Raw genomic sequence first — 23,641 nt, 5'->3', positions numbered from 1 at the left:
AGCGGCAACATTGCGAATCAGAAGAGTCGAAATCGAGAATTTCAAGGGTATCAAGCGGGCAGATTGGCGAGTGCCTGCAGACAAGACGTTCTTCTGCTTGATTGGCCCAGGTGACAGCAGCAAGACCACTCTACTGGAAGCAATTCACCTGGCGTTGACCGACCGCTGGAACCTCTCTATCAATGATACGGATTTCTACGATGGGGACACGTCAACCTCAATAATCATCAGGGTTACCGTTTCCGATCTGCCCGCAGAAATGCTGCAGCATAGCCTGCTCGGCTTTCATCTGAGTGGAGTAAACTCGGACGGTGAGTACCAGCATGATCCACAAGGCGACTTCTTGCCTTGCGTAATCATCCAACTGAAGCTTAGCAAGGATGTTGAGCCGTCATGGACGATCTTCCGACCTGACCACGAAGGCGAGTTTGCACCGATTGGCGCCGGCGTGAGGCGTCGATTCGATGTCTTCAAAGCTGATGATCGAATCGACATCCAGCTCCGATGGTCGAAGGCTTCGGCATTGTCACGGCTCACCGACTCCACCCACGGGGCAACAGGAACTTTGGCAGCTGCAGTGCGAGCTGCACGCGAGGCAGTCTTCAATTCCGTGACGCCCGAGCTGCAGGCCCTGACAGGTAAGATTCAAGATGAAGTGAACAAGCTCGGGACCGGCTCGTTCGCGAACATGCGCCCAGGACTCGACAACTCATTGACAACGAGCGGCGGTAATCTCGCACTGTTCGAGGGTAATGTGCCGATGACGAACTACGGCCTCGGTACGCGCCGCTTGGCAGGCATCGCTACCCAGCAAATGGCAGTCGAGAAAGGCGCAGTATTACTTATTGACGAGATAGAGCACGGGCTGGAGCCTCATCGGCTCGTACACCTCCTTCGTCACTTCGCAAAAAACCCGCTTGAATGCCAGATCTTTGTCACGACGCACTCGTCGATTGCGGTCGAACAACTACAAGCAACTGACCTTGTGATAGTCCGTTCATCTCGAGGGGAGGTTGATGCCAAAAGTGTTTCTGCGGGATTGGAAGGTGTGCAGGCAGGCCTTCGCGCCGGACCGTCCGCATTTCTAGCTAGAAGAATTGTTGTCGCAGAAGGTAAGACCGAACACGGCCTTCTCTTGGGATTGACTCGCCAATGGGACGAGACACGGAGTTCTGCTGGTTATGCTCCGCTTGCTGCTCTTGGGTCTACCATCCAGGATGGTCGGGGCGGTTCTACGGCTCCTACTCGTGCGAAGCTCCTTCAGGGGCTCGGGTACTCGACTGCTCTATTCGTGGATCATGACGACCCGTCGATTGACAACGCGGTTCAAGCTACTGCGCGTGCCGGTTCGTTGGTAGTGCGTTGGGAGGCAGGACTTGCAACCGAAGACCAGCTGGTCGCCTCTATGGACGCAAGCCTCTTGACCGATCTGCTTGTGTTGGCAGGCCGTGTTCGCGTTGATGAGGAGACGGTCATAGCCGATCTTAACCGAGTAATGACAGATAGCGTCAGCACGACGTCAGTTTCAGAATGGCTGGATCAGGGCGTCCCGATCGATGCGGCTCGCGAGGGTATCTCCAAAGCAGCCAAGAAGTACAAATGGTTCAAGACTGTAGACGACGCTATCATCCTGGGTGAATGGGTCCATGGACATTGGCCATCTATCGTCGGCAGTACATTTGAGAGCAAGCTGTCGGGGCTCAGATCATACCTGTACTTCGAAGATATGCCTTCAGAGGGTTTCGACTCCGATGGATGAAGCGCTATCCGCGGTTGCTCACGAGATAGTCGGGAGTTTGCCCGCATCGGTCGAAATGCCTGCGGGCACCGACAAGACACAGATCGTCGCCGCTTTAGCTGCTGTAGGTGCCGAAACAGGACGCCGGACTCTGGTCTTAACGCATACTCATGCTGGGGTCGATGCTATTAGGCGACGGCTCCAACGCTTCGGCGTACCGCGAAATATGGTCCATGTTGACACGATTGCTGGCTGGGCCTTCGACCTCGTCCGCAGCTACCCGCTGCTCGCTGGTGTAAACATACCTCAGGATCCAAACTGGTCGAGAAGCAAGGACTACGTTGAAGGCGCTACTCGCGTCGTCTTATCGGATGCGATACAGGCCGTGCATGCCGCCAGTTTCGATTATCTCGTGATAGACGAATACCAGGACTGCGTCGTATCACAGCATGAGTTTATTCGAGCGCTTTGTGTATCCATCCCCAAGGCGTGTGTTCTGGGTGATCGGTTGCAGGGCATATTCAGGTTCGGTGACGAGGATCTTATCGCCTGGGACGACAACCTCAGTCAATTGTTCCCTCCAGTAACATTGACTCATACACCTTGGCGTTGGGCAGCCGTGAATCCCGCGCTCGGACAATGGTTGCTAGATGTACGGCCCGGCCTGCTGCGCCACAACCCATTGGTTATAGACACCAGTGTCGTTGGGGTTTCCTGGTACCAACGCCAGCCGAACTACGCCAACCTCGCCACTGAAGCGTCACGATTGGTGTCGTTAGGTGGAAGTGTACTGATTATCGGCAAATGGCCTTCTGATTGCGCGAGCATCGCCGGCCGGGTCTACGGCTTTGGAGTGATGGAGGAGCTGCAAGGAAAATTCATGGAGCAGTTCTTGACTAAGTTGGATTCCGCGCGAGACCGACGAAGCTGGGCTAGCTTGCTCGCTAAGTTCGCTAAAGATTGCTTCGTTGGCCTCGCAGGGCTCGACGCGGCGATCCTAGGAAAACTCAACCGTTTCCAAGCAGTAGGCCACCTGAGCCGAACCGGCTTGGCCGAGGTGTTAGTGTCTCTTGATAGAGTCGTCCAGTCCCCGAGTCATCGATCTGTTGTTGAAGCGATGCAAGCGATTGAGGCCGTCAGGGGTATAAGGTTGATTCGCTTGGAAGCCTGGCATGACACGAAGCGAGTATTGGCTCTGGACGCCGATACGAGAGATGAGCCAACCCCTCCCCACTTGGCGCGTATCCGAGATCATGTCCGTCGGGTTGGTCGTCAGGCGAGTAGTCGAAGCGTGTCCCGAACATTGCTGGTCAAGGGTCTTGAGTTCGATCATGTGATAGTGGCCGATGCTGACGGTCTGGGCGACTACGAGAATCTCTATGTCGCAATCACGCGAGCCTGCAGGACGCTAACAGTATTTAGTTCATCTCAAACTCTGCGATACACCTAACGCATTCGATTTGAATTCTCGGGGGGTCTGCGCAGTTATGGCCCGCCTCACCAACCAAGCGCTCCGGAAGCACATTGTCAGCTTGGTCGGATCCGAGGAGCAGGACAAGTACAAGCCTCACTGAGGTTGCTTGCGTTGGCGGCCACCGACGCGGGGCCTGACGGGGTGACCGGCACGGCGCACACAGGCCAGGACATGGTCGGGGGAGCAGCCAAGCTGATCGGCGACGCGGGCAGCAGATTGGCCTTGGATGTAGCGGCGGACGGCTTCGTCTTGGTCTTCGTCGTTCAGGCCTTGGTGGCGCATCTCGACACCAGCCTCTTTGAGGACACGGAGAACAGCGCCCTTGCCGAGTCCGTAGGTCTGCATGAGCTGGCGGGTGCTGTGGCCGGCTTCGTAGTCGGCAGCAAGTTGCTGGAGGACTTCGGGTGGGAAGCGGTGGTCCAGTTTGTGGATGAAGCCGGGTGTGGGTCGCGGGTCGGGCTCGGATTCGTCACGGTCCGTCGCCAGATGGCGTTCCAGGTGACGGAGCGTAGACGAAACGGTGGGGAGATGTTTTGAGTACGTTCGCAGGAGCTCCACCAGCAGAAGGCCCGGATTCGCGTTAGTGGATCCGGGCCTTTCTCGTCGGTCGCGCTATTTCAGCAGGTGCACGATCGTCGTCTCGGTGCGAGAGGGATCCGGTGTCGGGTCGCCGTAGATCTCCCACGAGTGCCCGGCCGACTCCCGCCGATTCGCCGCCATCCACTCAGTGATCGCTCGGTACGTCTCCGGCATGCGGTCGTACCGCCCGCGGTGGACGGCGACAGCCGCTTCGCCACCGAGCGTCGCCGTCGCGTACACGTCGCCCACGGGCGGGAAAGGGCCAGTGACCTCGACGCCGAACTCGCACACGATCGGTGCGCCCGGCTGATCCGGGTGGTGGTAGACGAAGATGTTGTGGCCGTCGGTCCATAGCCCCGGTCGGCTGCGGATGAAATCCCAGACCTTGCCGATCGCCGGACCCCACGCCGTGCTGACCTCGCCCGGCGCGACCTCGCACCGCACTGCTGCCAACGAGCGGGGGTGGACAGTGAGCACTGTGACGGGGTCTGTCATCGCTGGAACGTCAGCCACACCGCGGCCGTCGACAGCTCATGATCCGGACTCGGTCGACGAGCGGGTGCGGTACCGGGCAGCGATCAGACCGTTGGCGAAGGCTCGCTGCTCGACCAGGTCGAGCTCCAGCCGCACCCCGTCCGGGAAGAACCGGGTGCCGCCACCGACCACGGTCGAGGTGAGGAACAGGTAGTACTCGTCCACCAGGCCCGCCTTGATTGCCTGGGCGGCGAGGGTCGGACCGTCGATGGACAGGTCGTGATCGGATTCGGCCTTGAGGGCGCGCACCGCGTCCGGGTCGAATGTGCGCTCGATCCTGGTCCGCTCGCTGGACACGCTGTCCAACGTCGTGGAGTAGACGATCTTGTCCGCCGTCTGCCAGTCGCGGGCGAACTGCACGACGAACGGTGGGGCGTCGGGCAGGGTGTGCGCGGTCTCCCAGAAGACCATCGTCTCGTACATCCGCCGGCCGTAGAGGAAGGTGCGGACCGGGCGGAAGGTGTCCCCGATGAAGGTGTGCACCTCCTCGTCGTCGGCGCCCCCGTCCCCGAGGTCACCCTCGGCCGCCTTGGTATACCCGTCGAGCGAGGTGATCATCGAGTAGATGAGCTTGCCCATGCTTGTCCTTCGGTCCGGCGCGTCAGGTCAGCGTTCCCTCACTGTGACCGCGCGGCGAGCCTGGACTCATCGGCCCCGGCAGGGCGGGCCGCTCGGGTCGGGGTGAAGCTGCCATCATCGACGGCATGTCCGGAGCCGACATCGCTGCGCTGGAGCCGACGTGTGCCCGTCACCGATGAAGATCGACTTCAAGAAGACGCTGGACTGCTACCAGGCCCGCCGCGGGCAGTTCCGGATCGTGGACGTGCCGGATCTGCAGTACCTGATGATCGACGGGCACGGCGACCCGAACACGGCGCCGGCGTACGCCGGCGCGCTCGCGGCGCTGTATCCCGTCGCCTACAAGCTCAAGTTCGCCAGCAAGCGTGAGCTGGGCCGCGACTACGTGGTGCCGCCGCTGGAGGCGCTGTGGTGGGCGACGGACATGGCCGCGTTCACCGCGCGGCGGGACAAGTCGCAGTGGGACTGGACGGTAATGATCATGGCGCCGGAGTGGATCACCGGCGCGATGGTCGAAGCCGCGCGAGCAACGGTCGCCGCCACCGCGCCGCCCTCGTCGAGCCTGGACGCGCTGCGTCTGGACACCCTGCACGAGGGCCGGTGTGTCCAGACGCTGCATGTCGGGCCTTATGACGCGGAGGCCGAGGTACTGGCCGAGCTGCACCACGGGTTCATCCCGGCCGCCGACCTGCGGATGACCGGCAAGCACCACGAGATCTATCTCAGCGACGCCCGACGGGTCGAGCCGGCCAAGCTGCGGACCATCCTGCGGCAGCCGGTCGCGGACGCCTGAGCGTTCAGTCGGACGAGCCGACGCGGACCAGCATCTTGCCGGTGTTGGCCCCGCGCATCATGTCCAGGAAGGCGTCGACCGTGTGCTCGATGCCGTCGACAATGGTCTCGTCGTAGGCGATCTCGCCGGCGGAGAACCACTCCGTCATCCGCTCGGAAAATTCGCCGCTCAGGTGGAAGTACCCGCCGAGGGTGAAGCCCTTGAGGGTCAGCCCGCGGGTGATGATGTTCGACATGTTGGAGGGACCCGCCGGTCGGCCGGTCTCGTTGTAGGCGGAGATGGCGCCGCACAGCGCGACGCGGCCACCCGGGTTGAGCGCGTCGAGGGCGGCCTCGAGGTGCTCGCCGCCGACGTTGTCGAAGAACACGTCGATGCCGTCCGGAGCGGCGGCCGCCAGCTGGTCGGCGACCGGGCCGTCCTTGTAGTTGAACGCGGCGTCGTAGCCGTAGCGCTCGGTCAGCCTGGCGACCTTCTCGGCCGAGCCGGCGGAGCCGATGACCCGCTTCGCGCCGAGCAGACGGGCGATCTGGCCGGCTGCAGTGCCGACCGCGCCGGCCGCGCCCGAGATGAAGACGGTGTCGCCCGGCTTCATTTCGGCGATGGCGGTCAACCCGACGTAGCCGGTCAGGCCGGTCATGCCCAGGATGCCCAGTCGCAGCGACAGCGGGACGCCCGGCACCTCGGGCACCAGCCGGAATCCGGCGGCGTCCTCCTGGACCACGTCGCGCCAGCCGTACTGGTGCAGCACGACGGCGCCGACCGGCAGCTCGTCGGCGGTGGAGGCCACCACGCGGCCGATCGCGCCGCCGGTCATCGTCTCGCCCAGGGCGAAGGGCGGGATGTAGCTCTTGACGTCGTTCATCCGTCCGCGCATGTAAGGGTCGACCGAGAGGAACTCGTTGACCACCCGGACCTGACCGGGCTGCAGGTCGCCGTACTCGACGGTGACGGTGCGGAAGTTCTCCGGGGTCGGCCACCCCGAGGGACGGGTGACGAGCTGGATCTGGGTGCTGCGAACGGTCGACATCGAAGTTCCCTTGCCATGTGTACGGGCCGGCGTGAGCCGGTCATCAGGTTTGTGAAGTGACCACTCCAATATATACTGGAGCGAACATTCCACAAGTCTGAGCGACGGGAGCCCGCGATGGGTCGCACCAAGACCTTCGACCCCGCCGAGGTCGTGCGCGCGGCCCGCGCGGTGTTCTGGACCCGCGGTTTCGAATCGGCATCCCTGCCCGAGCTGCAGGAGGCCACCGGGCTCAGCGCGTCGAGCATTTATCACAGCTTTGGCAGTAAGCGGGGGCTGTTCGACGCCGCGGTGGCCAGCTATCTCGACGAGGTCGCCCGCCCGCGGTGGCAGCCGTTGACCGCCCCGCAGGTGCAGCCGGCTGCGCTGGTCGACTACCTGGTCGGGCTCCGCACGGCATTGCGCAGCAGCGGGACGCTGCCGGCGGATCACGGCTGCCTGCTGCTCAACACGGCATCCGCGCCGCTGGCCGGCGACGACACGGTGGCGCGGGCGGTCGGCGCCTACTGTGCCGAGCTGCGGGCCGCGATCAGTCGCGGCGTCGATGCGGCCCGGCCGGAGCTGGACCCGGCCGCGCGGGCGTGCCTGGCCGATGCCTGTACCGGGCAGGTCGTGGCTGCGTTCACCCTGATCCGGGTCGACGCCGAGCAGGCCGCGCGGTGCCTCGACGCCGCCCTGACGCTGGTCGATCCAGAGCCGGCCGGCTGACCGGCCCCGGATCGCCGGCCTACTTGAGTCGCGCGGTGGTGGTCTGCACCAGGGTCGGCGACATGGTGACGCCGGAGACGATCGCCTGCTGGCCGTAGATGTCCTTGACCAGCAGCGTGTACGGCCCGGGACCGGCGCCCGGCTGGTAGATCCAGTAGTTGTAGTCGGCCAGCGTCGCGGCCACCCATTTGCCGTTGACCTGCACCGACACCGACTGCAGGCGGTTGCCGTGGTTGAGCACCTGCAGCGCGAACCACCACCGGGAGGAGCCGTTCTTGAACCGGAAGTTCAGTGCCGGGACGGTCGGGTTCTTCACCGTGCTGTAGGTGACCGGGATGATGCCGTCGCTGAGCGCGCCGATCTTGGCGAACGCCGTCTTGCTCAGGTCGATGTGCCCGGTCGCGCACTCGGGGCACTTGTCCATGACCACGACGCGGACCGTTCCGCGCGGGCCGGTCACGTCCAGGTAGGTGCCGCAGGCCGCACCCTTGGCGTACTCGGTCGGGCTGACCGCGACGTAGAGCTTGTCGGCCGGCAGGGCGGGGAACGAGCAGTTGCCGTTCGTCGTGCTCCCCCCGGTCGCCTCATAGTGGGTGGCCTTGCCGCTGGTCGCCGCGGCGGCCGGCGGCGCGGCCAGCAGCAGCGTGGCCGCGACGGCCCCGATCAGCAGGGCAACGGCCGTGCGCCGGCGCGGCCGGCGGGCACCGGCGAGCGGCGTGGTGGATTCGGTCAGCAACGAGAACTCCGGATTGATCGGTTCAACTCCGGTCGCCATTGACCGGCTGGACGGACGAGTAAATCCAGAGAGTGACATGAAGTTGCCCACCGTGACCAGGCAGGTGGAAAGAGTCACAGGATCGATGGACGCTTGCACCGCAGTTTCACCCGAATGCCGGCGTCCGATCGGGTGCAGCCCGGTCAGGTGCCGAACAGCGGCCGTGGGTCGAAGGTGACCCGGATCCGGGTGATTAGGCCGTCCTCGACGTGGCTCCAGTTCGCCGTGGGAATGGGCGGCGTGCGCGCGGTGATCAGGTCGAACCAGGTCATCGCGTCCGCGCCCTCGACCACGCGGGCCTGCAGGACCAGGTCGGTCATGATCGACTCGGCCATCCCGCGCAGCCCGGCGATGCACTCGTCGGCGCCGGTCGCGGTGCCCATGACCCCGACGAAGTCGACGTCCGGCGCCAGCACGGTCCGCAGCCGTTCGAAGTCCCGCGCCCGCCAGGCGTCGAAGTAGGTGGTTGCCGCGGTCCTGGTCGCCTCGGTCTGGTTCGTCTCGGTCTGGTTCATGGAGCGCTCCTCTCGTCGAACTCCAGCCTCGGCCGCCGCGAACTATCTGTCCAACATCAAGATCAGATCAGAACTATCTTCCTGGGTTATGGAGCTGCATCAGTTGCGGTACTTCCTGGCCGTCGTCGACGAGGGATCCTTCAGCGCCGCCGCCCAGGCGGTGCGGATCAGCCAGTCGGGGGTCAGCACCCAGATTCAGAAGCTGGAGCGGGAACTGGGCGTCAGCCTGATCGACCGATCGCCCCGCCGGGTGACCCTGACCCCGGCCGGGCGCGCGCTGCTCCCGGCGATCCGGTCGGTGCTGACCGCGGTGGCGCAGGTGAGTGCCACCGCCCACGACCTGCGCGGGCTGGTGGTCGGGTCGCTGCGGATCGGCACCGTCACCGGGCTGGCCTGGCCGCGGCTGGTGGACGCCTTGGCGGCGCTGCACACCCGGCACCCCGGGGTCGATCTGCGCCTGCACGAGGGCAATTCCGACGACCTGGTCGCCGGCGTGCGGGACGGCCGCCTGGACATCGCCGTCGCCGGGTGGGCCGGCGAGCCGCCGCCCGGGCTGCCCTCCCGCATCGTCATCGACGACGCCCTGGTCGCGATCGTCGCGCCGGGCCACCGGTGGGCGGATCGGGCCGCCGTCGACCCGGGGGAGCTGGGCGTCGTCGACCTCATCGCCCTGCCCGCCGGCACCGGCGCCCGGACCGCCCTGGATGCCGTGCTGGCCCGCGCCGGCGCTGCGGCGGACCCACGCTGGGAGGTGTCGGCGCCGGCCACCGTGCGGATGCTGGCCGCCCGCGATCTGGGGGTCGGCGTGCTCAGCGCGACGACCTGCGCCGGCTGGGACGACGTGGTGGCCTTGCCGATCGACGACCCGCTGGCCCGGTCCCGGTTCGGCCTTCTCTGGTCGGCGCGGCCCGGCCGAGCCGCCCGCGCCCTTCTGCAGCAGCTCGATCCGGACTTATGATGGCGGCCCGTTCCGTTCGCTGAAATCAGCGCCGTCGATGGCCCCGGTGCGCCGCCAAGCACCGTCTGCGATGAACCAGTCCGGCACCACCGTGCACCCCGAGGGGACGGTCACCGTCCCGCCCCGATGAGCGCGCCGCGGCTGCGCAGCCGCGCCGACCTGCGCCGGCAACGCCGGCGGGGCACCCACTCCTGCTGGGACCACCTGATCGCGGCCCCGCTGTGGCCCAAGTACGGCGTCAACCTGGGCACCCTTTTGCGCACCTGCGACGCGGTCGGCGCCTGTCTGGCCGTGCCCCGGTTGCCCTGGGTGCCCGAGGCGCTGGCCCAGGGCAACACCCTGCGCCGGCCGAGCTGTGTGCACTGGGTGGGCCGCGACGTCGGCGCCTGGCTGGACGGGCACCGCGCGACGGGCAGCATGGTCGTCGCCGTTGAACTCACCGACGAGTCGGTCCGGCTGGCCGACCTGCCGGTGGCCCGGCAGCGGACGGTCATGCTGCTGGGCCACGAACAGAGCGGGGTGCCGCCGGAGGGTCTGGACCGGGCCGACCTGGCCGTGGAGATCCCGATGGTCGGCACCGGCCACAGCCTCAACGTCGCGGTGGCCGGATCGCTGGTGCTCTACCGGCTGGCCGGGCTGGTGTGATCGGCCACCGCGCCCGCCCGATCGCGTGGCCAGGCGGCGTCGTAGGCGTCGATTTCGGCCAGCAGGGCGCGCTGGCCCGGCCCGTCCAGGAACGACTGCCGGACGGCGGCGCGGGCGAGCTCGGCCACGCCCTGGTGGTCCAGGTCCAGCAGGTCGGCGGCCACCTCGTACTCCCGGCCCAGGGTGGTGGCGAACATCGGCGGATCGTCGGAGTTGATGCTCACTGGCACCCCGGCGGCCACCAACCGGGGCAGCGGATGCTCGGCCAGCGAGCGGACCGCCCCGGTGCAGACGTTGGACGTCGGGCAGACCTCGAGCGGGATCTGCTGCTCGGCCAGGTGATTGAGCAGCCGCTCGTCGTCGGCGGCGGCGATCCCGTGGCCGACCCGGTCGGCGCCCAGCAGGTGCAGGGCATCCCAGACCGTCTCCGGCCCGGTGGTCTCCCCGGCGTGCGGGATGCTGCGCAGCCCGGCCGCCCGGGCCTCGTCGAAGAAGGGGACGAACTGCGCTCGGGGCACGCCGATCTCGGGTCCGCCCAGGCCGAAGGCGATCAGACCCTCCGGGCGCAGGCCCAGCGCGATGTCCCGGGTGAGGGCAGCGGCCGGCACCCCGGACTCACCGGGAATGTCGAAACACCAGCGCAGCACCACCCCGTGGTCGCGCTCGACCCGGACCCGGGCGTCCTCGACCGCCTCGCAGTAGGCCTCGGCGGCAATGCCGCGGACCACCGAGGTGTAGGGCGTCAGCGTGAGTTCGGCGTACCGGACCTGCTGGGCGGCCAGCCCGGCGCCGACGTCGTAGGTCAGGTCGGCGATGTCCTGCGGGTCGCGGATCAGGTCGACGACCGAGAGGTAGACCTGGATGAAGTGGGCGAAGTCGTCGAAGGCGAAGTACTCGGCCAGCCGGGCCGGGTCCTGGGGCACCGTGGTCGACCCGGCGTGCCGGGTGGCCAGCCGGGCCACCGCGTCCACGCCGGCCGAGCCGACGTGGTGCACATGCAGTTCCGCCTTGGGCAGGCCGGCGATGTAGGCGCTCAGGGACTTCTCGTCGGCGGGCACGACATCCTCCTGGTGGGCGGTGGTTTCGTCGGTGATGGCGCGGACGTCAGCTGCGCAGGATGCCCCGCTCCCGGGCCAGGGAGACGGCCGCGGTCCGCGAGGAGACGCCCAGCTTGGTGTAGATGTGCACCAGGTGCGACTTGACGGTCTGCTCGGTGATCACCAGCTCGCGGGCGATCTCCCCATTGCTGCGGCCGGCGGCCACCCGCTCCAGCACCTCGATCTCCCGCGGGCTCAGGCTGGTCTGCGGGGTGCGCAACCGCTCCAGCAACCGGGACGCGATCGGTGGGGCCAACGCGCTCTCCCCGGCCGCGGCCGACCGCACGGCCAGCAGCAGCTCGTCGGGCGGGGCGCCCTTGAGCAGGTAGCCGCTGGCCCCGGCCTCGATGCTGCGGATGATGTCGCCGTCGGTGTCGTAGTTGGTCAGGATCAGCACCGGTGGGGCGTCGGGACCGGACCGGATCGCCTGGGTGACGTCGGCCCCGTTGCCGGCCCGGCCCAGCTGCAGGTCCATCAGCACCAGGTCGGGTTGCAGCTCGCGGACCGCGGCGACGGCCTCCTCGGGCGTGCCGGCCTCGCCGACGACGGTCAGGTCGTCCTCCTGGTCGAACAACGCCCGCAGGCCCAGGCGGACCACGGGATGGTCATCCACCAGCAGGATCCGGATCATGCCGTCACCATCGCGACGGGCAGCTCGACGGTGACGGTGGTGCCCCGCCCCGGCGCGGTGGTCAGTTCCAAGGTGCCGCCGAGCTGCTCGACCCGGGTGCGGGCGGCGGCCAGGCCGAACGAATCCGGCCCGCCGGCGGGTGGCTGCCAGTGGTCGACGTCGAAACCGATCCCGTTGTCGCGCACCGTCAGCCGCACCGCCGCCGGCCGGCGGCTGATGCCGATGGTGGCCCGGGTCGCCCGGGCGTGCTGCAGCACGTTGGCCATCGCCCCTTGGGCGAGGCGCAGCAGCGCCGTCTGCGTCGCCATCGGCAGGTCCAGCGCCTCGTCGGCCTCGATGGTCACGGCCAGATCCGGTCGCTGCCATTGGGTCTGGGCGAGCCGGCGCAGTGCGGCGACCAGGCCGGCGTCGGCCAGCGGGGCCGGGGTGAGTTCACGCACGAGAGTGCGGGCCTCGGCCAGGTTGTCGGCGGTGGTGGCCAGGGCGAGCCGGACGTGGCCGGCCGACGGACCGGTCGGGTCGGCCCGCTCGGCGGCCTGCAGCAGCATCTGGATGCTGGACAGGCCCTGGGCCAGGGTGTCGTGAATGTCCCGGGCCAGCCGGGCCCGCTCCTGGGCTGCGCCGGCCGCCCGTTCCTGGTGGGCCAGCTCGGCCCGGGTGGCCACGAGTTCGGCGACCAGCTGCTCCCGCTCGGCCGCCTCCCGTTGCAGCGAGTGGTAGCCGGCACCGATCAGGATCGCCACCGCCGCGCCGATGATCGGGCCGAGGATGCCGCCGGCGGTCCAGCCGCCGGCCCAGCCGCTGCCCAGGATCGCCACCACGGTGGCCAGCGCCACGGTGAACGGCCCGCGCCAGCCGGGCATGACCTCCAGGTAGAGGAAGAACAACGGGAACGCCAGGTAGGCCGCCTCCGGGGTCAGCCAGATCAGCGCCATCCACAGCACCGACAGTGCGGCCACCCAGATGCGACTCCAGAACCGGATCCGGTTGCGGTCGGCGCGGGTGACGAAGCCGGCCGCGTACACCACCAGGAAGGCGGCGGCGACGAGCGTGATCGCGACGGCGGACGGGCGGCCGGCCGACCAGGCCTGGGCGACCACGAACAGGGCCAGGCCGGCGACCAGCACGTGCAGCCCGGTGCGCAGCCCCACGAACACGGGGCTCAGGTGAGACACGGGCACCGCGCCCACGGTATCGGACCCGTTCACCGCGGCGAATCCATCGAAAGGTGGACCCGCGGGTGCACCCTGCGCGCGGCGCAGAGCGTTCCCCGGGGCGATGCCGGCCGGGCCCCGGCTGACGAGGCTGGAGACCTCATGCAGTACCTGTGGAAAGGACCATCATCGTGTTCGTCGCCTGGCGCGACCTGCGGGCTGCCCGCGGCCGGTTCGCGCTCATCGCGGGCGTCGTTGCCCTCATCACCGTCCTGGTCGGCTTCCTGACCGGGCTCACCGGCGGCCTGGCCGCCCAGAACGTCTCGGCCGTGCTCGGCCTGGACGCGACCCGGATCGTCACCGCCGCCGGGGCGCAGTCCTTCGCCGACTCGTCGCTGACCGACACCCAGACCGCCGAATGGACCAGCCGGGCCGCCCCGGCCCAGGTCAGCCCGCTGGGCATCAGCCAGCTGCGAGCCGCACACGGCGCCACCAGCACCGGGGTCGCCCTGTTCGGCGGGCCCAGCACCCTGGACCCGGCCGTGCCGGCCGCCGACGGCACCGTCTCGCTCTCCGCCCCGGCGGCCGCCGCGCTCGGCGCCGCGGTCGGTGACCCGGTCGAGATCGCCGGCGCCACCTACACCGTCGCGGCCATCACGCCCGACGCCTGGTACTCGCACACCCCGGTGGTGTGGACGACCCTGGCCGACTGGCAGCAGATCAGCCGGACCCTCGGATCCGGTGGCAGCGCGGCGACGGCGCTGATCGTCCGCGGCGACGCCGACGTCGCGGCCATCGATACGGCCACCGGCACCCAGTCCGCCGGACCGCTGCAGGCGCTGCCGCAGATCGGCGCGTTCCGCTCGGAGATCGGCTCCCTCGGATTGATCATCGGACTGCTGCTGGCCATCTCGGCCCTGGTGGTCGGCGCGTTCTTCGTCGTCTGGGGCATGCAGCGCCGGGGCGATGTGGCGATCCTCAAGGCCCTGGGGGCCTCCACCGGCTCGCTGCGCCGGGACAGCATCGGCCAGGCCGCCGTGGTGCTGGCCCTCGGCGTCGGCGTGGGCACCGCCGTGGTCGCCGCCGTCGGGTCGGCGATGCCGGCCGCGGTGCCGTTCCTGCTCACCCCGCTGACCATCTTCGGACCGGCCGCCCTGCTCGTCGTGCTCGGCCTGATCGGCGCGGCCGTCGCGCTGCGCCCGGTCACCGCCGCCGACCCCCTCACCGCACTCGGGAGCAACCGATGATCACCCTGGACGACGTCACCCTCACCTACCCCGACGGCGACGGACGGGTCACCGCCCTGGACCGGGTCGGCCTGACCGGCCGGCCCGGCACCGTCACCGGCATCACCGGACCGAGCGGCTCGGGCAAGTCCAGCCTGCTCGCGGTGGCGGCCACCCTGGTCGCGCCGGACGCCGGCCGGGTCGTCATCGACGGCGTCGACGCGGTCGGCCTGTCCGCCGCGGAGGCGTCCCGGCTGCGCCGGACCCGGATCGGCATCATGTTCCAGCAGGCCAACCTGCTGCCGTCGTTGACCGCGTTGGAGCAGGTGCAGGTGATGAACGAACTGGGCGAAGCCGGGTCCCGGGGCCGCCGGGGGGCGGTGCGCGAGCAGGCCCGCGAACTGCTGGCCGCGGTCGGCCTGGCCGGGTTGGAGGGCCGGCGCCCGCACCAGCTCTCCGGCGGGCAGCGGCAGCGGGTCAATCTGGCCCGGGCTTTGGTCAACCAGCCGGCCGTGCTGCTGGTCGACGAGCCGACCAGCGCGCTGGACTCGGTGGCCGGGGCGGCCGTCGTCGAGCTGATCGTCCGGCTCACCGCCGAGCGGGGCACCGCCACCCTGCTGGTCACCCACGACCTGGAACACCTGCCGCAGCTGGACGAGGCGGTGCAGCTGGTCGACGGCCGGGTGAGCACGCCCGCAGCCGCCTAACGGGCGCCGGCGACCCGGCTCCGGAGCACCGCGCGGACGCTGGCCACCGCGCACAGCGTCCAGGTCCCGGCCAGCACGAGCACCAGCACCGTCCCGGCGACCAGGAACCCGGTCATCCCGCTGCCGACCCCGAGCAGGTGCGCGCCCAGGGCCAGGGTGCCGATCGGGAACGTCAGCGACCACCAGCCGGGCACGAACGGCATCCGCCGGCGGAACCCGCGGACGGTCATCGCCACCGCCCAGGCGGCCAGCGGGACCCCGAGGCCGAGCATCAGCACGCCGTAGTCGTTGGCCAGGTCCTGCAGCAGGCCGGCCGGCCCGGCCGGCAGCAGCGGCCCGGCCGACCCGGCCATCGCCTGCGCGGCCGCGGTCGACTGGCCGACCACGCCCAGCGGGATCCAGGCGGTGGTGCTGGCGGCGACGGCCAGCCCGGCCACCCGCCAGTGGTGGTGGTAGGCGACCGCGAAGATCACTGCGCCCAGGGTCAGCGAGAGTACGAAGCAGGCCGCCGTGACCAGCAGCATCGTCACCTGCAGGGTGGGGGCCAGATGCGGCACCAGCCCGGCGCCGACCGTCGCCGAGACCATCGGCGGCACCACGGCCAGGCCCCAGACCGTGGTCGGCGCACCGGCGTCGGACCGGACCAGCAGCGTGGCGAAGCCGACGGCGGTGGCCAACCCCAGCGCGGTGCCCAGCACCCACAGCGCCGCGTCCAACCCGACGGCCACGCCGGCCAGCGCCGGTGCCCACGCCGGCAGCACCGCCGCCGTCGCCGATCCGACGGCCAGCATCCCCATCGAGACCATGCCCCACAACGGCAGCGCCCCGACCCGGACGCTGGCCGCCAGCGTGCCCGGGTGGCGCCGCGTGTGGGCGGCGAATCCGGCGGTCAGCCCCACCAGCAGCAGCCAGGACAGCACCAGTAACACCTGGGCCACCCACAGCCCGGGCACCAGGGTCTGGGTGAGCGTGGTCAGGATCGCGGTGCCCATCACGGCGCCGTACCAGGCCGGCCCGACCGCCGGCAGCGCGGTCCGGGTCGGGCGGTGGGGCAGCAGCGTGGTGGTCATGTCTTCGAGTTTCGGCCCGCCGGGGCCGGCCCGGTAGTCGTCGATTCGCTACCTGGGCCATATCCTGTGGATATGGCGGATTGGCCGGATCTGGCCGCGGTGGAGGCGTTGGTGGCCTTGGCCGACCACGGCAGTCTGGCCGCCGCCGCCCGGGCGACCGGGATGGCTCAGCCGAACGTCAGCCGGTCGATCGCCCGGCTCGAACGCCGCTTCGGACTCCCGTTGATCCACCGGTCGACCACCGGCGCCACCCTGACCGCCCAGGGCCTGGTGGTCGTCGAGTGGTCGCGTGAGTTGCTGGCCGCCGCCCGCCGGCTCGCCGACGGGGTCGAGGCGCTGGGCGAGGGGCCCAGCACCCTGACCCTGGCCGCCAGCCACACCGTGGCCGAGAACCTGGTCCCCGGGTGGGTCGCCGACCTGCGGCGGCGGCGCGCCGACCTGCGCATCCGGACCGAGGTCTGCAACTCGACCGAGGTGATCGGCCAGCTGATGCGGGGACAGTGCGACGTCGGTTTCATCGAGGGCCCGGACGCCCCGGGCGGGTTGAATCACCGGGTCGTCGGCGAGGACGAGCTGCTGCTGGTCGCCCCGCCCGGCCACCCGCTGACCCGCCGGCGCCGTCCGCTCCCGCTGACCGCGTTGGCCGACTGGCCGCTGGTCACTCGCGAGGCCGGATCCGGCACCCGGGTGGCCCTGGACCACGCGCTGCGCAGCCGCGGACTCCCGCCGATCGAGCCGGTGCAGGAGGCGGGCAGCAACGCGACGGTCCGGGTGGCGGTGGCCAGCGGGGCGGGCCTGGCCGTGCTGTCCCGGCTCGCGGTAGCCGCCATGATCGACGCCGGTACCTTGGTGGCCGTGCCGATGGACCTGCGCCTGCACCGCTCCCTGCGGGCGGTCTGGGCCGGGCCGGCTCAGCCGTCGGGGCCGGTGGGTGAGCTGATCATGATTGCCTCCGGCCGGGACCGGCGGACCCGATGACCGCGGCGGACGAGGGTGCCGCGGCCCTACGGGCCCGGATGCGGGCCGATCTCAAGACGGCGATGAAGGCGCGGCGACCCGACGACGTGGCCGCCCTACGGGTGGTGCTGGCCGCCTTCGACAACGCCGAAGCCGTGCCGGTGCCGACCCCATTGCCGGCCCACTCGTCGACCCCATGGCCGGCCGCCGCTCCGCTGGTGACCAGCGAGCACGTCGCCGCCGCCGCGGTCGGGCTGGGCTCGACCGAGGTGCCGCGGCGGGAGCTGACCCTGGCCGACCTGCACGAGATCCTGCGGACCCAGGTCGACGAGTGGACGGCCGAGGCGCAGACCTACCACGGTCTGGGGCAGACGGACGCGGCCACGCGGCTGCGCCGGCAGGCCGAGCTGATCCGCGGCTACCAGCCGGACTGACCGGCCTCAGGGCACCCGGTAGCCGGCGGCCCGGAACAGCTCGTACCACTCCGGTCGGGTCAACGGGATGTCCGAACCCTGCACCGCCCCGGCCACCCGTTCGGCGTTCGTCGTGCCCAGCACCACCTGCATGTTCGCCGGGTGCCGGGTGATCCACGCGGTGGCGATCGCGATCGGCGGCACGTCGTAGGCCGCGGCCAGCCGGTCGATGACGGCGTTGAGCTCGGGGTATTCGGGCGCACCCAGGAAGACCCCGGTGAAGAACCCGGCCTGGAACGGCGACCAGGCCTGCACGGTGATGCCGTTGATCCGGCAGTAGTCCAGGACGCCGCCGCCGTCGATGGTGCTCGACTGGTCCACGCCGGCCATGTTGGTGGCCACCCCCTGTCCGATGATGGGCGCGTGGGTGATCGAGAGCTGCAGCTGGTTGGCGACCAGCGGCTGGCGCACCGCCGTCCGGAGCAGGTCGATCTGCCGCGGGGTGTGGTTGGAGACGCCGAAGGCCCGGACCTTGCCGGCCGCTTCCAGCTCGTCGAACGCGCGCGCCACCTCGTCCGGCTCGACCAGCGCATCCGGCCGGTGCAGCAGGAACACATCCAGGTAGTCGGTGCGCAGGGCCCGCAGCGAGTCCTCGGCCGAGGTGATCAGGTGCTCGTAGGAGAAGTCGAAGTACGGCCCGTCGGGCACGATCCCGGCCTTGGTCTGCAGGGTGATCTCGGCCCGGGCTGACGGCGTGAGCTGCATGGCGTCGGCGAACCGGCGCTCGCAGCCGTGCAGCTGGTCGCCGTAGACCGCGGCGTGGTCGAAGAAGTCGATCCCGGCGTCGCGGGCCGCGCCGATCAGGCTGCGGATCTGCTCGTCCGTTCGGTCCGCGATCCGCATCAGGCCGAGAACGACGTTCGGTGCGGTGGTCTGGCCAAGAGTGATGCGCTTCATGATCTCCCGATTCGTCAGCCGGCCAGGCCGATGGCCAGGGCCACGACGGCGACCAACGGGGCCGCCAGTTGGATGAGGGCGGCACGTGCCTTGCTCCGGTCGGACAGCACCAGCACCAGTCCCGCCGCCACCATCGAACCCGCGCCGGCGAACACCAGCGTCGCCCCGATGGCGGTCGACCCGGCCACCACGAACCCGCTGCCGACCAGCACGACCACGGCCAGGAACAGGTTGTAGAAACCCTGGTTGAACGCCAGCTGCCGGGTCGCCTGCGCCTCCTGCTCGGACGTGCCGAAGGTGCGACGGGTGGCCGGCGCCGCCCAGGCCAGCGATTCCAGATAGAAGATGTAGACGTGGATCAGTGCCGCCAGTGCGGCGGCCACCAGAGCCAGGACCACCACGACGGCCTCCTTCCGTGCACTGCGTGCCCGACCCAGCATTCCGTACCGGGCGGGCGGCCGCTTGGGGGCCTGGTGCGGGCCTCACCGACGGGGCTACCGTCGCGGTCGTGACCGACCACACCGGCGACCTGGGCCGGATCCGCCGCTGGGCGGACGCCGGCGGATCCTGGCTCGTCCTGGCCCGTGGACCCGGGGCGGTCACCGTGTCCCTGCGTCGCTGCGACGGCGGCGAGGAGGCCGACCGCCTGGTGGCCACCGACCCCGACGCCCTGGCCTACCTGGCCCGGCGCAGCAGCAGCGAGGACTGACCGGGTTCGCGCCACCATGGGCGCGCCGGCGCCGGCGGGCTGACCAACTCGGCGCGAAAACGGTCATACCGGACCCAGTTTCGCCGAGTTGATCAGCCCGCCCGGGCTGGCAGTGCCGGGTGTGGCGCCGCGCCTCGACCGGCCCACCGGGTGTGACAATGATCAACGTCCCACGACCACGACGCGGTCGCACGGCCGCTGTCCCGGCCCGCGCGCCGGACAGGAGCGCTCGGCCTTGAAGATCGGCGATGTGGACCTGCACGTGGACGTGCGCCCCGGTGACGGGTCGCGGCGGCCATTGCTGATGTGCAACGGGATCGGGGCCAGCCTGCGCATTCTTGACCCGCTGGTCAGCGCGCTCGACCCGGCCATCGAGGTCATCCGCTTCGACCCGCCGGGGGTGGGCGCCTCGCCGGCGGTCACCCTGCCCTACGGGCTGCCGCAGCTGGCCGGGGTGCTCGACGAACTGCTGGACGAGCTCGGGCACGACGAGGTCGACCTGATGGGCTACTCCTGGGGTGGCGCCCTGGCCCAGCAGTTCGCCCTGCAGCGCGGCTCCCGGGTGCGGAACCTGATCCTGGTCAGCACCAGCACCGGCGCGCTGTCGGTGCCCGGTACCCCGCAGGCGTTCCGGGAGATGCTCATCCCGCGGGAGCTGGCCGACGCCACCGACGCCTCCGTCATCGCCGAGGTGATCTCGGCCGCGCCCGGCGCCGAGGCCAAGCGCTCGGCGTTCACCCGCACCCACCAGCCCACCGACCTGCGCGGCTACCTCTACCAGCTCTCCGCCGTCATGTGGTGGACCAGCCTGCCGTTCCTGCCGCTGATCGCGCAGCGGACCCTGGTGGTCGGCGGCCTGGACGACCCGATCGTGCCGCCGGCCAACGCGATGATCCTGGCCAACCTGATCCCGCGGGCGACGCTGGCCCTGGTGCCCGGCGGGCATCTGGAGATCGTCACGTCGGCCAGCGACCTCGGCTCGCGGATCACCGCGTTCCTGGCCGGGCGGGCGGCCTGACCGGGCCGGACCGAGCGGTCAGCAGACCGTCGACGACGGGGCCGACCCGGTGACCAGCTCGAAGATGTAGCTGGCGTAGGCGTCCGGCTCGGCGACCAGATCCTCAGCCGGTTGGGTGGCGAACTCGCTTGCGTCGCAGTAGGTCTCGAAGATCTGATGGACCGACGGGCCGTACTTATGGGCCCATTCGTGCAGCAGGACGAACGCCCGGTCGTCCACCGACGTCAGCTTCCACCAGGCCGGGCACAGGTGGATGTTGAGCAGGGTCACCGCCATCGTGCCCTCGGTGCACAACCCGTCCTTCCAGGACTGGCGCGGCTCGCATTCGTAGGTGGTGCCGTCCTGGCCCCGGCTCATTCCGGCCAGCACCTGGCGCACCCGGCCGAACCACAGCCGCTTGTCCCGGTTGGTCATCGCCGGCACGGTCAGTTTGAAGTACTTGCGGGCCAGTGCCCGCACGGTCGGGTCGCTGGGGGTCGCACTCTCGGTCTCGGCGATGGAGAGCATGGTGCGGGCCCGGCCGTGCGCCGCGTACACCGCGGAGGCCGGATGGGCGGCGCCCGCGCCCGATCCGCAGTCCTGGACCTGGTACCGCTGGACGGTCGGCCGCGAGCCGGCCAGCAACGCGGCCACCGCCCGGTTGCCGGCACTGCGCTGCAGGTCGAGCACGGCCTGCTCCGGGGACCCGGACACCTGCCCGGGTCGCCGACCCGCCGGGTGCCGATGGGTCATCGCGCCGCGGTGTTCCAGCATCAGCATGGTGATCGCCCCATCTCGGCCGGTGCATCCAGGGTAGGCCCGCCGGCCCCGGTTACGGTGGGCCGTCCAGCCTCGGCGGATTCCGGCCGGGGCCACCGCGATCGACCCCCCGGGAGCCCGTGTGAGCCGCGTCCGCGAGTTCTACGAGGCCAACACCTGGCAGTTCCTGCTGGTCGGCAGCGGCCAGGCCATCCACCGCGAGCTGCACGGCCCCGGCGTTCGCGGGCGGGCCCAGGCGTTGGACTTCGCGCACCGGCTGGTCGATGAGCAGCTCGATGCCGTGGGCGTCCGGGACGGCGGCCGGGTGCTCGACCTGGGCTGCGGGGTGGGCGCGGCGATGCGGTACCTGGGCGCGCGCAGCCGGGCCGACCTCGTCGGGGTGACGATCAGCGGCCGTCAGGTGCGGATCGCCCGCCGGATCGCGGCCCGGTCCGCGGACGCCGCCCGGCTGCGCTTCGTCGAGGCCGACTTCTGCGACCTGCCGGCCGATCTCGGGACGTTCGGGCTGGCCTACTCGATCGAGGCGTTCATCCATGCGCCCGCCGCCGATCGCTACCTGAGCCAGGCGGCCGCGGTGCTGGCGCCGGGTGGCCGGCTGGTCATCATCGACGACCTGCTGGCCGAAGGAGCCGACGCGGACGAGCCGAGCGTGCAGACCGTGCGCCGCAGCTGGCACTACGACAGCCTGCTGACCGGATCGGCGCTGATCCGGCTGGCCGATCGGGCCGAATTCGACCTGGTCGAGGACACCGACCTGTCCGGCTACCAGAACCTGGGCCGGCCCCGGGACCGGCTGATCGCGGCGGGCCAGCCGTTGCTGCGCCGGGCGGCGCCCCACCACCGGTGGTCGCAGATGCTGGTGGGCGGGCACGCGCTGCAGGACGTCCTGCAGCGGGGGCTGCTGCAGCATCACCGGTTGGTCTTCCGCCGCCGCTGAGCCGGTCGGCAATGATCACGAGGTGCCCACGCAGCCCGATGACGACGAACTCCTGCTGATCCGGCAGTCCGGGGTGGTGTTGCGCGCCGGGCTGCTCTCCTTGTCCGCGGGCACCGGCAGCTACCGGGTGAAGGAGACGATGGCTCGGATCGCCGCCGCGCTCGGGATCGACCGGCACCACGCGCAGGTCACGCTGACCGAGATCACCTCGACCTCGCACCGGGGTCGCAGCTTCCGCACCGAGGTCGCCGAGGTGGCCACGGTCGGCGTCAACGCCTCCCGGCTGGCCGCGCTGGAGGCGCTCTCCGTCGAGGTCGAACGCCGCCCACGGCCGGTGCCGGTCGACGTGGTGGCCGACGCGCTGGACCGGATCGAGGGCCAGCCGCCCCGGCTCGGGGTGCTGCTGGGCGGGCTCTGGGCCGGCCTGGCCTGCGCCGCGTTCTGCTTCCTGATCGGCGGGGGACCGTACGAGGTGGCCGGGGCTTTGCTCGGTGGCTGGGCCGGCCAGCTGGTCCGCCGCCTGCTGCTGGGCCGGCACTTCAACCATTTCGGCGCCACGATCGTCGCCGCGGCGGCCGCCTGCTTCGTCTTCCTGGGCTTCGTCGAATCGCTGCGGTTGATCGACGAACCGGTGGCCGCCCACCAGGCCGGCTACGTCGCCGCGGTGCTGTTCCTGATTCCGGGCTTCCCGTTGGTGACCGCCGGGCTGGACCTGGCCCGGCTCGACCTGTCCGCCGGGGTGGCCCGGTTGACCTACGCGGTGCTCATCGCCCTGTCCGCGGCGCTGGCCGTCTGGGCGGTGGCGATCGCGTTCGACCTGACCCCGGCCACCCTGCCGGGCCCGGTGCTGAGCCTGCCCGTGCTGATCCCGCTGCAGGCGGCGGCCAGCTTCGCCGGCGTCGCCGGGTTCGCGCTGATGTTCAACGGCACCTGGCGGATGGCCCTGGCCGCCGGGCTGATCGGCATGGTCGCCAACGTGCTGCGCCTGGAGCTGGTGCGGCTGGAGGTGCCGCCGCAGGCGGCGGCCGCCCTGGCGGCGCTGCTGGTCGGGCTGCTCACCGCGGCGGCCGGTCCGATGCTGCGGGTGCCCCGGATCACCCTGTCGGTCCCGGCGGTGCTGGTGATGGTGCCCGGCGTGCTGCTCTACCGCGGGGTCTACGCGGTCTCGCAGGGTGACGCGGCTGCGGCGGTCGGCACATTCGCGCAGGCCGCGCTGGTCACGATGGCATTGCCGATCGGACTGGCGCTGGCCCGGATGCTCACCGACCGCCGCTGGGCCTTCGCCCGCTGACGCCGGCCCGACCCCGGCTTCGACCCCGATCGGAGCCGAAGCCGGGTCGATACGTCAGTCGTTGAACTGCTTGGCCTTCTCCGCGACCTGATCGACGACCGTGTCGATGTTGTCGGGCGTCTTGCCCTTGATCGCGCCGGCGACCTGATCGATCCGCTCGTCGGTGAGCAGCTCCTTGGCCTTGTCGATCAGACCGGCGGCCGCACCGGCATCGGCGGCGGCGGCCTTGTTGTCGCCCGCAGCGGCGGCGTCGGCTGCGTTCTGCGCCTTGTCCTCGCTCTGCCCGAGCAGGTTCTTGGCCTGGTTCACCAAATCATCAAGACCCATGACGGGACCCCCTTCGGTTCCCACCGGCACGCCCGAATGGCGACCGGACGGACTCGCAGGCTA

General features: G+C 69.9%; 28 protein-coding genes. 14 read left to right on the top strand and 14 right to left on the bottom strand.

Annotated elements, in window-relative coordinates; genetic code table 11:
* Positions 1–70: 70 nt before the first annotated feature.
* Positions 71–1,759, top strand: a complete 1,689-nt coding sequence (locus NAMU_RS28670; protein ID WP_169312542.1) for an ATP-dependent nuclease — start codon at positions 71–73, stop codon at positions 1,757–1,759.
* Positions 1,752–3,188 (top strand): UvrD-helicase domain-containing protein, encoded by a 1,437-nt coding sequence (locus tag NAMU_RS28665; RefSeq protein WP_015749712.1) that lies wholly within the window; start codon positions 1,752–1,754, stop codon positions 3,186–3,188. The genes NAMU_RS28670 and NAMU_RS28665 overlap by 8 nt, the downstream gene beginning before the upstream one ends.
* A gap of 117 nt (positions 3,189–3,305) precedes the next feature.
* Here NAMU_RS28665 and NAMU_RS31995 read toward each other — a convergent pair whose 3' ends face one another.
* The 3 genes from NAMU_RS31995 to NAMU_RS22850 all read right to left on the bottom strand — a co-directional run bounded on the left by NAMU_RS31995 (position 3,306) and on the right by NAMU_RS22850 (position 4,904).
* Positions 3,306–3,557 (bottom strand): helix-turn-helix domain-containing protein, encoded by a 252-nt coding sequence (locus NAMU_RS31995; protein WP_407669263.1) that lies wholly within the window; start codon positions 3,555–3,557, stop codon positions 3,306–3,308.
* Positions 3,558–3,824: 267 nt separating this feature from the next.
* Complete coding sequence (locus NAMU_RS27785; protein WP_015749710.1) at positions 3,825–4,286, bottom strand: GyrI-like domain-containing protein; 462 nt, start codon at positions 4,284–4,286, stop codon at positions 3,825–3,827.
* A gap of 36 nt (positions 4,287–4,322) precedes the next feature.
* Positions 4,323–4,904, bottom strand: coding sequence for a dihydrofolate reductase family protein (locus NAMU_RS22850; protein WP_015749709.1), 582 nt, complete (start codon positions 4,902–4,904; stop codon positions 4,323–4,325).
* A 175-nt stretch (positions 4,905–5,079) separates the two neighbouring features.
* Between NAMU_RS22850 and NAMU_RS22845 the strand changes: the two genes are divergently transcribed.
* Positions 5,080–5,697 carry a GyrI-like domain-containing protein gene (locus NAMU_RS22845; protein WP_041369330.1) on the top strand — a complete coding sequence of 206 codons (618 nt, stop codon included), beginning with the start codon at positions 5,080–5,082 and terminating at the stop codon, positions 5,695–5,697.
* Between the two features lie 4 nt (positions 5,698–5,701).
* Here NAMU_RS22845 and NAMU_RS22840 read toward each other — a convergent pair whose 3' ends face one another.
* On the bottom strand, positions 5,702–6,724 hold the full coding sequence (locus tag NAMU_RS22840; RefSeq protein WP_015749707.1) for an NADP-dependent oxidoreductase: 1,023 nt from the start codon (positions 6,722–6,724) through the stop codon (positions 5,702–5,704).
* Positions 6,725–6,841: 117 nt separating this feature from the next.
* Between NAMU_RS22840 and NAMU_RS22835 the strand changes: the two genes are divergently transcribed.
* A complete protein-coding gene (locus NAMU_RS22835; protein WP_015749706.1) occupies positions 6,842–7,432 on the top strand; it encodes a TetR/AcrR family transcriptional regulator in 591 nt (196 codons plus the stop codon).
* Positions 7,433–7,451: 19 nt separating this feature from the next.
* On the opposite strand, the gene NAMU_RS22830 is transcribed toward NAMU_RS22835, so the two are convergent.
* Together NAMU_RS22830 and NAMU_RS22825 are read right to left on the bottom strand one after the other, a co-directional pair.
* On the bottom strand, positions 7,452–8,207 hold the full coding sequence (locus NAMU_RS22830; RefSeq protein ID WP_015749705.1) for an expansin EXLX1 family cellulose-binding protein: 756 nt from the start codon (positions 8,205–8,207) through the stop codon (positions 7,452–7,454).
* Positions 8,208–8,350: 143 nt separating this feature from the next.
* On the bottom strand, positions 8,351–8,722 hold the full coding sequence (locus tag NAMU_RS22825) for a nuclear transport factor 2 family protein (RefSeq protein ID WP_015749704.1): 372 nt from the start codon (positions 8,720–8,722) through the stop codon (positions 8,351–8,353).
* 88 nt (positions 8,723–8,810) lie between these two features.
* Here NAMU_RS22825 and NAMU_RS22820 point away from each other — a divergent pair, with 88 nt between their 5' ends.
* Together NAMU_RS22820 and NAMU_RS22815 are read left to right on the top strand one after the other, a co-directional pair.
* Positions 8,811–9,680 (top strand): LysR family transcriptional regulator, encoded by an 870-nt coding sequence (locus tag NAMU_RS22820; protein ID WP_015749703.1) that lies wholly within the window; start codon positions 8,811–8,813, stop codon positions 9,678–9,680.
* 126 nt (positions 9,681–9,806) lie between these two features.
* Entirely contained in the window at positions 9,807–10,325 is a 519-nt protein-coding gene (locus NAMU_RS22815; protein WP_015749702.1) for a TrmH family RNA methyltransferase, read from the top strand.
* On the opposite strand, the gene NAMU_RS22810 is transcribed toward NAMU_RS22815, so the two are convergent.
* Genes NAMU_RS22810 through NAMU_RS31545 form a run of 3 tightly spaced genes read right to left on the bottom strand, consistent with a single transcriptional unit; the run spans position 10,301 to position 13,234 of the window.
* Positions 10,301–11,383 (bottom strand): adenosine deaminase, encoded by a 1,083-nt coding sequence (locus NAMU_RS22810; RefSeq protein ID WP_015749701.1) that lies wholly within the window; start codon positions 11,381–11,383, stop codon positions 10,301–10,303. The two genes, NAMU_RS22815 and NAMU_RS22810, sit on opposite strands and share 25 nt — an antisense overlap.
* Before the next feature lie 46 nt (positions 11,384–11,429).
* Positions 11,430–12,053: a response regulator gene (locus NAMU_RS22805; protein WP_015749700.1), complete on the bottom strand. Its 624-nt coding sequence runs from the start codon at positions 12,051–12,053 to the stop codon at positions 11,430–11,432.
* Positions 12,050–13,234: an ATP-binding protein gene (locus tag NAMU_RS31545; RefSeq protein WP_217180597.1), complete on the bottom strand. Its 1,185-nt coding sequence runs from the start codon at positions 13,232–13,234 to the stop codon at positions 12,050–12,052. The genes NAMU_RS22805 and NAMU_RS31545 overlap by 4 nt, the downstream gene beginning before the upstream one ends.
* Positions 13,235–13,398: 164 nt before the next feature.
* Between NAMU_RS31545 and NAMU_RS22795 the strand changes: the two genes are divergently transcribed.
* Complete coding sequence (locus NAMU_RS22795) at positions 13,399–14,454, top strand: FtsX-like permease family protein (protein WP_015749698.1); 1,056 nt, start codon at positions 13,399–13,401, stop codon at positions 14,452–14,454.
* On the top strand, positions 14,451–15,140 hold the full coding sequence (locus tag NAMU_RS22790) for an ABC transporter ATP-binding protein (RefSeq protein ID WP_015749697.1): 690 nt from the start codon (positions 14,451–14,453) through the stop codon (positions 15,138–15,140). Before NAMU_RS22795 ends, NAMU_RS22790 begins: the two co-directional genes overlap by 4 nt.
* On the opposite strand, the gene NAMU_RS22785 is transcribed toward NAMU_RS22790, so the two are convergent.
* The gene (locus NAMU_RS22785; protein ID WP_015749696.1) at positions 15,137–16,210 is read right to left on the bottom strand and encodes a TDT family transporter; all 1,074 of its coding nucleotides are present in this window, start codon (positions 16,208–16,210) and stop codon (positions 15,137–15,139) included. The two genes, NAMU_RS22790 and NAMU_RS22785, sit on opposite strands and share 4 nt — an antisense overlap.
* A 72-nt stretch (positions 16,211–16,282) precedes the next feature.
* Between NAMU_RS22785 and NAMU_RS22780 the strand changes: the two genes are divergently transcribed.
* A complete protein-coding gene (locus NAMU_RS22780; RefSeq protein WP_015749695.1) occupies positions 16,283–17,188 on the top strand; it encodes a LysR family transcriptional regulator in 906 nt (301 codons plus the stop codon).
* Positions 17,185–17,601: a GatB/YqeY domain-containing protein gene (locus NAMU_RS22775; RefSeq protein ID WP_015749694.1), complete on the top strand. Its 417-nt coding sequence runs from the start codon at positions 17,185–17,187 to the stop codon at positions 17,599–17,601. The genes NAMU_RS22780 and NAMU_RS22775 overlap by 4 nt, the downstream gene beginning before the upstream one ends.
* 6 nt (positions 17,602–17,607) lie before the next feature.
* Here NAMU_RS22775 and NAMU_RS22770 read toward each other — a convergent pair whose 3' ends face one another.
* Positions 17,608–18,537, bottom strand: a complete 930-nt coding sequence (locus tag NAMU_RS22770; protein ID WP_015749693.1) for an aldo/keto reductase — start codon at positions 18,535–18,537, stop codon at positions 17,608–17,610.
* Positions 18,538–18,551: 14 nt separating this feature from the next.
* On the bottom strand, positions 18,552–18,938 hold the full coding sequence (locus NAMU_RS22765) for a DUF1304 domain-containing protein (protein WP_015749692.1): 387 nt from the start codon (positions 18,936–18,938) through the stop codon (positions 18,552–18,554).
* Between the two features lie 107 nt (positions 18,939–19,045).
* Between NAMU_RS22765 and NAMU_RS22760 the strand changes: the two genes are divergently transcribed.
* On the top strand, positions 19,046–19,246 hold the full coding sequence (locus NAMU_RS22760; RefSeq protein ID WP_015749691.1) for a hypothetical protein: 201 nt from the start codon (positions 19,046–19,048) through the stop codon (positions 19,244–19,246).
* Positions 19,247–19,481: 235 nt separating this feature from the next.
* Positions 19,482–20,264 carry an alpha/beta fold hydrolase gene (locus tag NAMU_RS22755; protein ID WP_015749690.1) on the top strand — a complete coding sequence of 261 codons (783 nt, stop codon included), beginning with the start codon at positions 19,482–19,484 and terminating at the stop codon, positions 20,262–20,264.
* Positions 20,265–20,282: 18 nt separating this feature from the next.
* Here NAMU_RS22755 and NAMU_RS22750 read toward each other — a convergent pair whose 3' ends face one another.
* Positions 20,283–21,023, bottom strand: a complete 741-nt coding sequence (locus NAMU_RS22750) for a hypothetical protein (protein WP_015749689.1) — start codon at positions 21,021–21,023, stop codon at positions 20,283–20,285.
* A 121-nt stretch (positions 21,024–21,144) separates the two neighbouring features.
* Between NAMU_RS22750 and NAMU_RS27780 the strand changes: the two genes are divergently transcribed.
* Together NAMU_RS27780 and NAMU_RS22740 are read left to right on the top strand one after the other, a co-directional pair.
* Positions 21,145–21,960: an SAM-dependent methyltransferase gene (locus NAMU_RS27780; protein WP_015749688.1), complete on the top strand. Its 816-nt coding sequence runs from the start codon at positions 21,145–21,147 to the stop codon at positions 21,958–21,960.
* 22 nt (positions 21,961–21,982) lie between these two features.
* Positions 21,983–23,251: a threonine/serine exporter family protein gene (locus NAMU_RS22740; protein WP_015749687.1), complete on the top strand. Its 1,269-nt coding sequence runs from the start codon at positions 21,983–21,985 to the stop codon at positions 23,249–23,251.
* 54 nt (positions 23,252–23,305) lie between these two features.
* Here the strand turns inward: NAMU_RS22740 and NAMU_RS22735 are convergent, their stop codons facing one another.
* Complete coding sequence (locus NAMU_RS22735; RefSeq protein ID WP_015749686.1) at positions 23,306–23,578, bottom strand: hypothetical protein; 273 nt, start codon at positions 23,576–23,578, stop codon at positions 23,306–23,308.
* Positions 23,579–23,641 lie beyond the last annotated feature (63 nt).

Origin of the sequence: Nakamurella multipartita DSM 44233 (genome assembly GCF_000024365.1) — a bacterium.
GTDB classification, from domain to species: Bacteria; Actinomycetota; Actinomycetes; order Mycobacteriales; family Nakamurellaceae; genus Nakamurella; species Nakamurella multipartita.
Note: the sequence above shows the minus strand (reverse complement) of the source record. Positions and strands in the feature narration are given on the sequence as shown.

What these genes read in the sequence shown, in the direction of transcription:
- NAMU_RS28665 (WP_015749712.1), top strand. Translation starts at nt 1,752, where the DNA reads ATGGATGAAGCGCTATCCGCGGTTGCTCACGAGATAGTCGGGAGTTTG.
- NAMU_RS31995 (WP_407669263.1), bottom strand. Translation starts at nt 3,557, where the DNA reads ATGCAGACCTACGGACTCGGCAAGGGCGCTGTTCTCCGTGTCCTCAAA.
- NAMU_RS27785 (WP_015749710.1), bottom strand. Translation starts at nt 4,286, where the DNA reads ATGACAGACCCCGTCACAGTGCTCACTGTCCACCCCCGCTCGTTGGCA.
- NAMU_RS22850 (WP_015749709.1), bottom strand. Translation starts at nt 4,904, where the DNA reads ATGGGCAAGCTCATCTACTCGATGATCACCTCGCTCGACGGGTATACC.
- NAMU_RS22845 (WP_041369330.1), top strand. Translation starts at nt 5,080, where the DNA reads ATGAAGATCGACTTCAAGAAGACGCTGGACTGCTACCAGGCCCGCCGC.
- NAMU_RS22840 (WP_015749707.1), bottom strand. Translation starts at nt 6,724, where the DNA reads ATGTCGACCGTTCGCAGCACCCAGATCCAGCTCGTCACCCGTCCCTCG.
- NAMU_RS22835 (WP_015749706.1), top strand. Translation starts at nt 6,842, where the DNA reads ATGGGTCGCACCAAGACCTTCGACCCCGCCGAGGTCGTGCGCGCGGCC.
- NAMU_RS22830 (WP_015749705.1), bottom strand. Translation starts at nt 8,207, where the DNA reads ATGGCGACCGGAGTTGAACCGATCAATCCGGAGTTCTCGTTGCTGACC.
- NAMU_RS22825 (WP_015749704.1), bottom strand. Translation starts at nt 8,722, where the DNA reads ATGAACCAGACCGAGACGAACCAGACCGAGGCGACCAGGACCGCGGCA.
- NAMU_RS22820 (WP_015749703.1), top strand. Translation starts at nt 8,811, where the DNA reads ATGGAGCTGCATCAGTTGCGGTACTTCCTGGCCGTCGTCGACGAGGGA.
- NAMU_RS22815 (WP_015749702.1), top strand. Translation starts at nt 9,807, where the DNA reads ATGAGCGCGCCGCGGCTGCGCAGCCGCGCCGACCTGCGCCGGCAACGC.
- NAMU_RS22805 (WP_015749700.1), bottom strand. Translation starts at nt 12,053, where the DNA reads ATGATCCGGATCCTGCTGGTGGATGACCATCCCGTGGTCCGCCTGGGC.
- NAMU_RS22790 (WP_015749697.1), top strand. Translation starts at nt 14,451, where the DNA reads ATGATCACCCTGGACGACGTCACCCTCACCTACCCCGACGGCGACGGA.
- NAMU_RS22785 (WP_015749696.1), bottom strand. Translation starts at nt 16,210, where the DNA reads ATGACCACCACGCTGCTGCCCCACCGCCCGACCCGGACCGCGCTGCCG.
- NAMU_RS22780 (WP_015749695.1), top strand. Translation starts at nt 16,283, where the DNA reads ATGGCGGATTGGCCGGATCTGGCCGCGGTGGAGGCGTTGGTGGCCTTG.
- NAMU_RS22775 (WP_015749694.1), top strand. Translation starts at nt 17,185, where the DNA reads ATGACCGCGGCGGACGAGGGTGCCGCGGCCCTACGGGCCCGGATGCGG.
- NAMU_RS22770 (WP_015749693.1), bottom strand. Translation starts at nt 18,537, where the DNA reads ATGAAGCGCATCACTCTTGGCCAGACCACCGCACCGAACGTCGTTCTC.
- NAMU_RS22750 (WP_015749689.1), bottom strand. Translation starts at nt 21,023, where the DNA reads ATGCTGATGCTGGAACACCGCGGCGCGATGACCCATCGGCACCCGGCG.
- NAMU_RS22735 (WP_015749686.1), bottom strand. Translation starts at nt 23,578, where the DNA reads ATGGGTCTTGATGATTTGGTGAACCAGGCCAAGAACCTGCTCGGGCAG.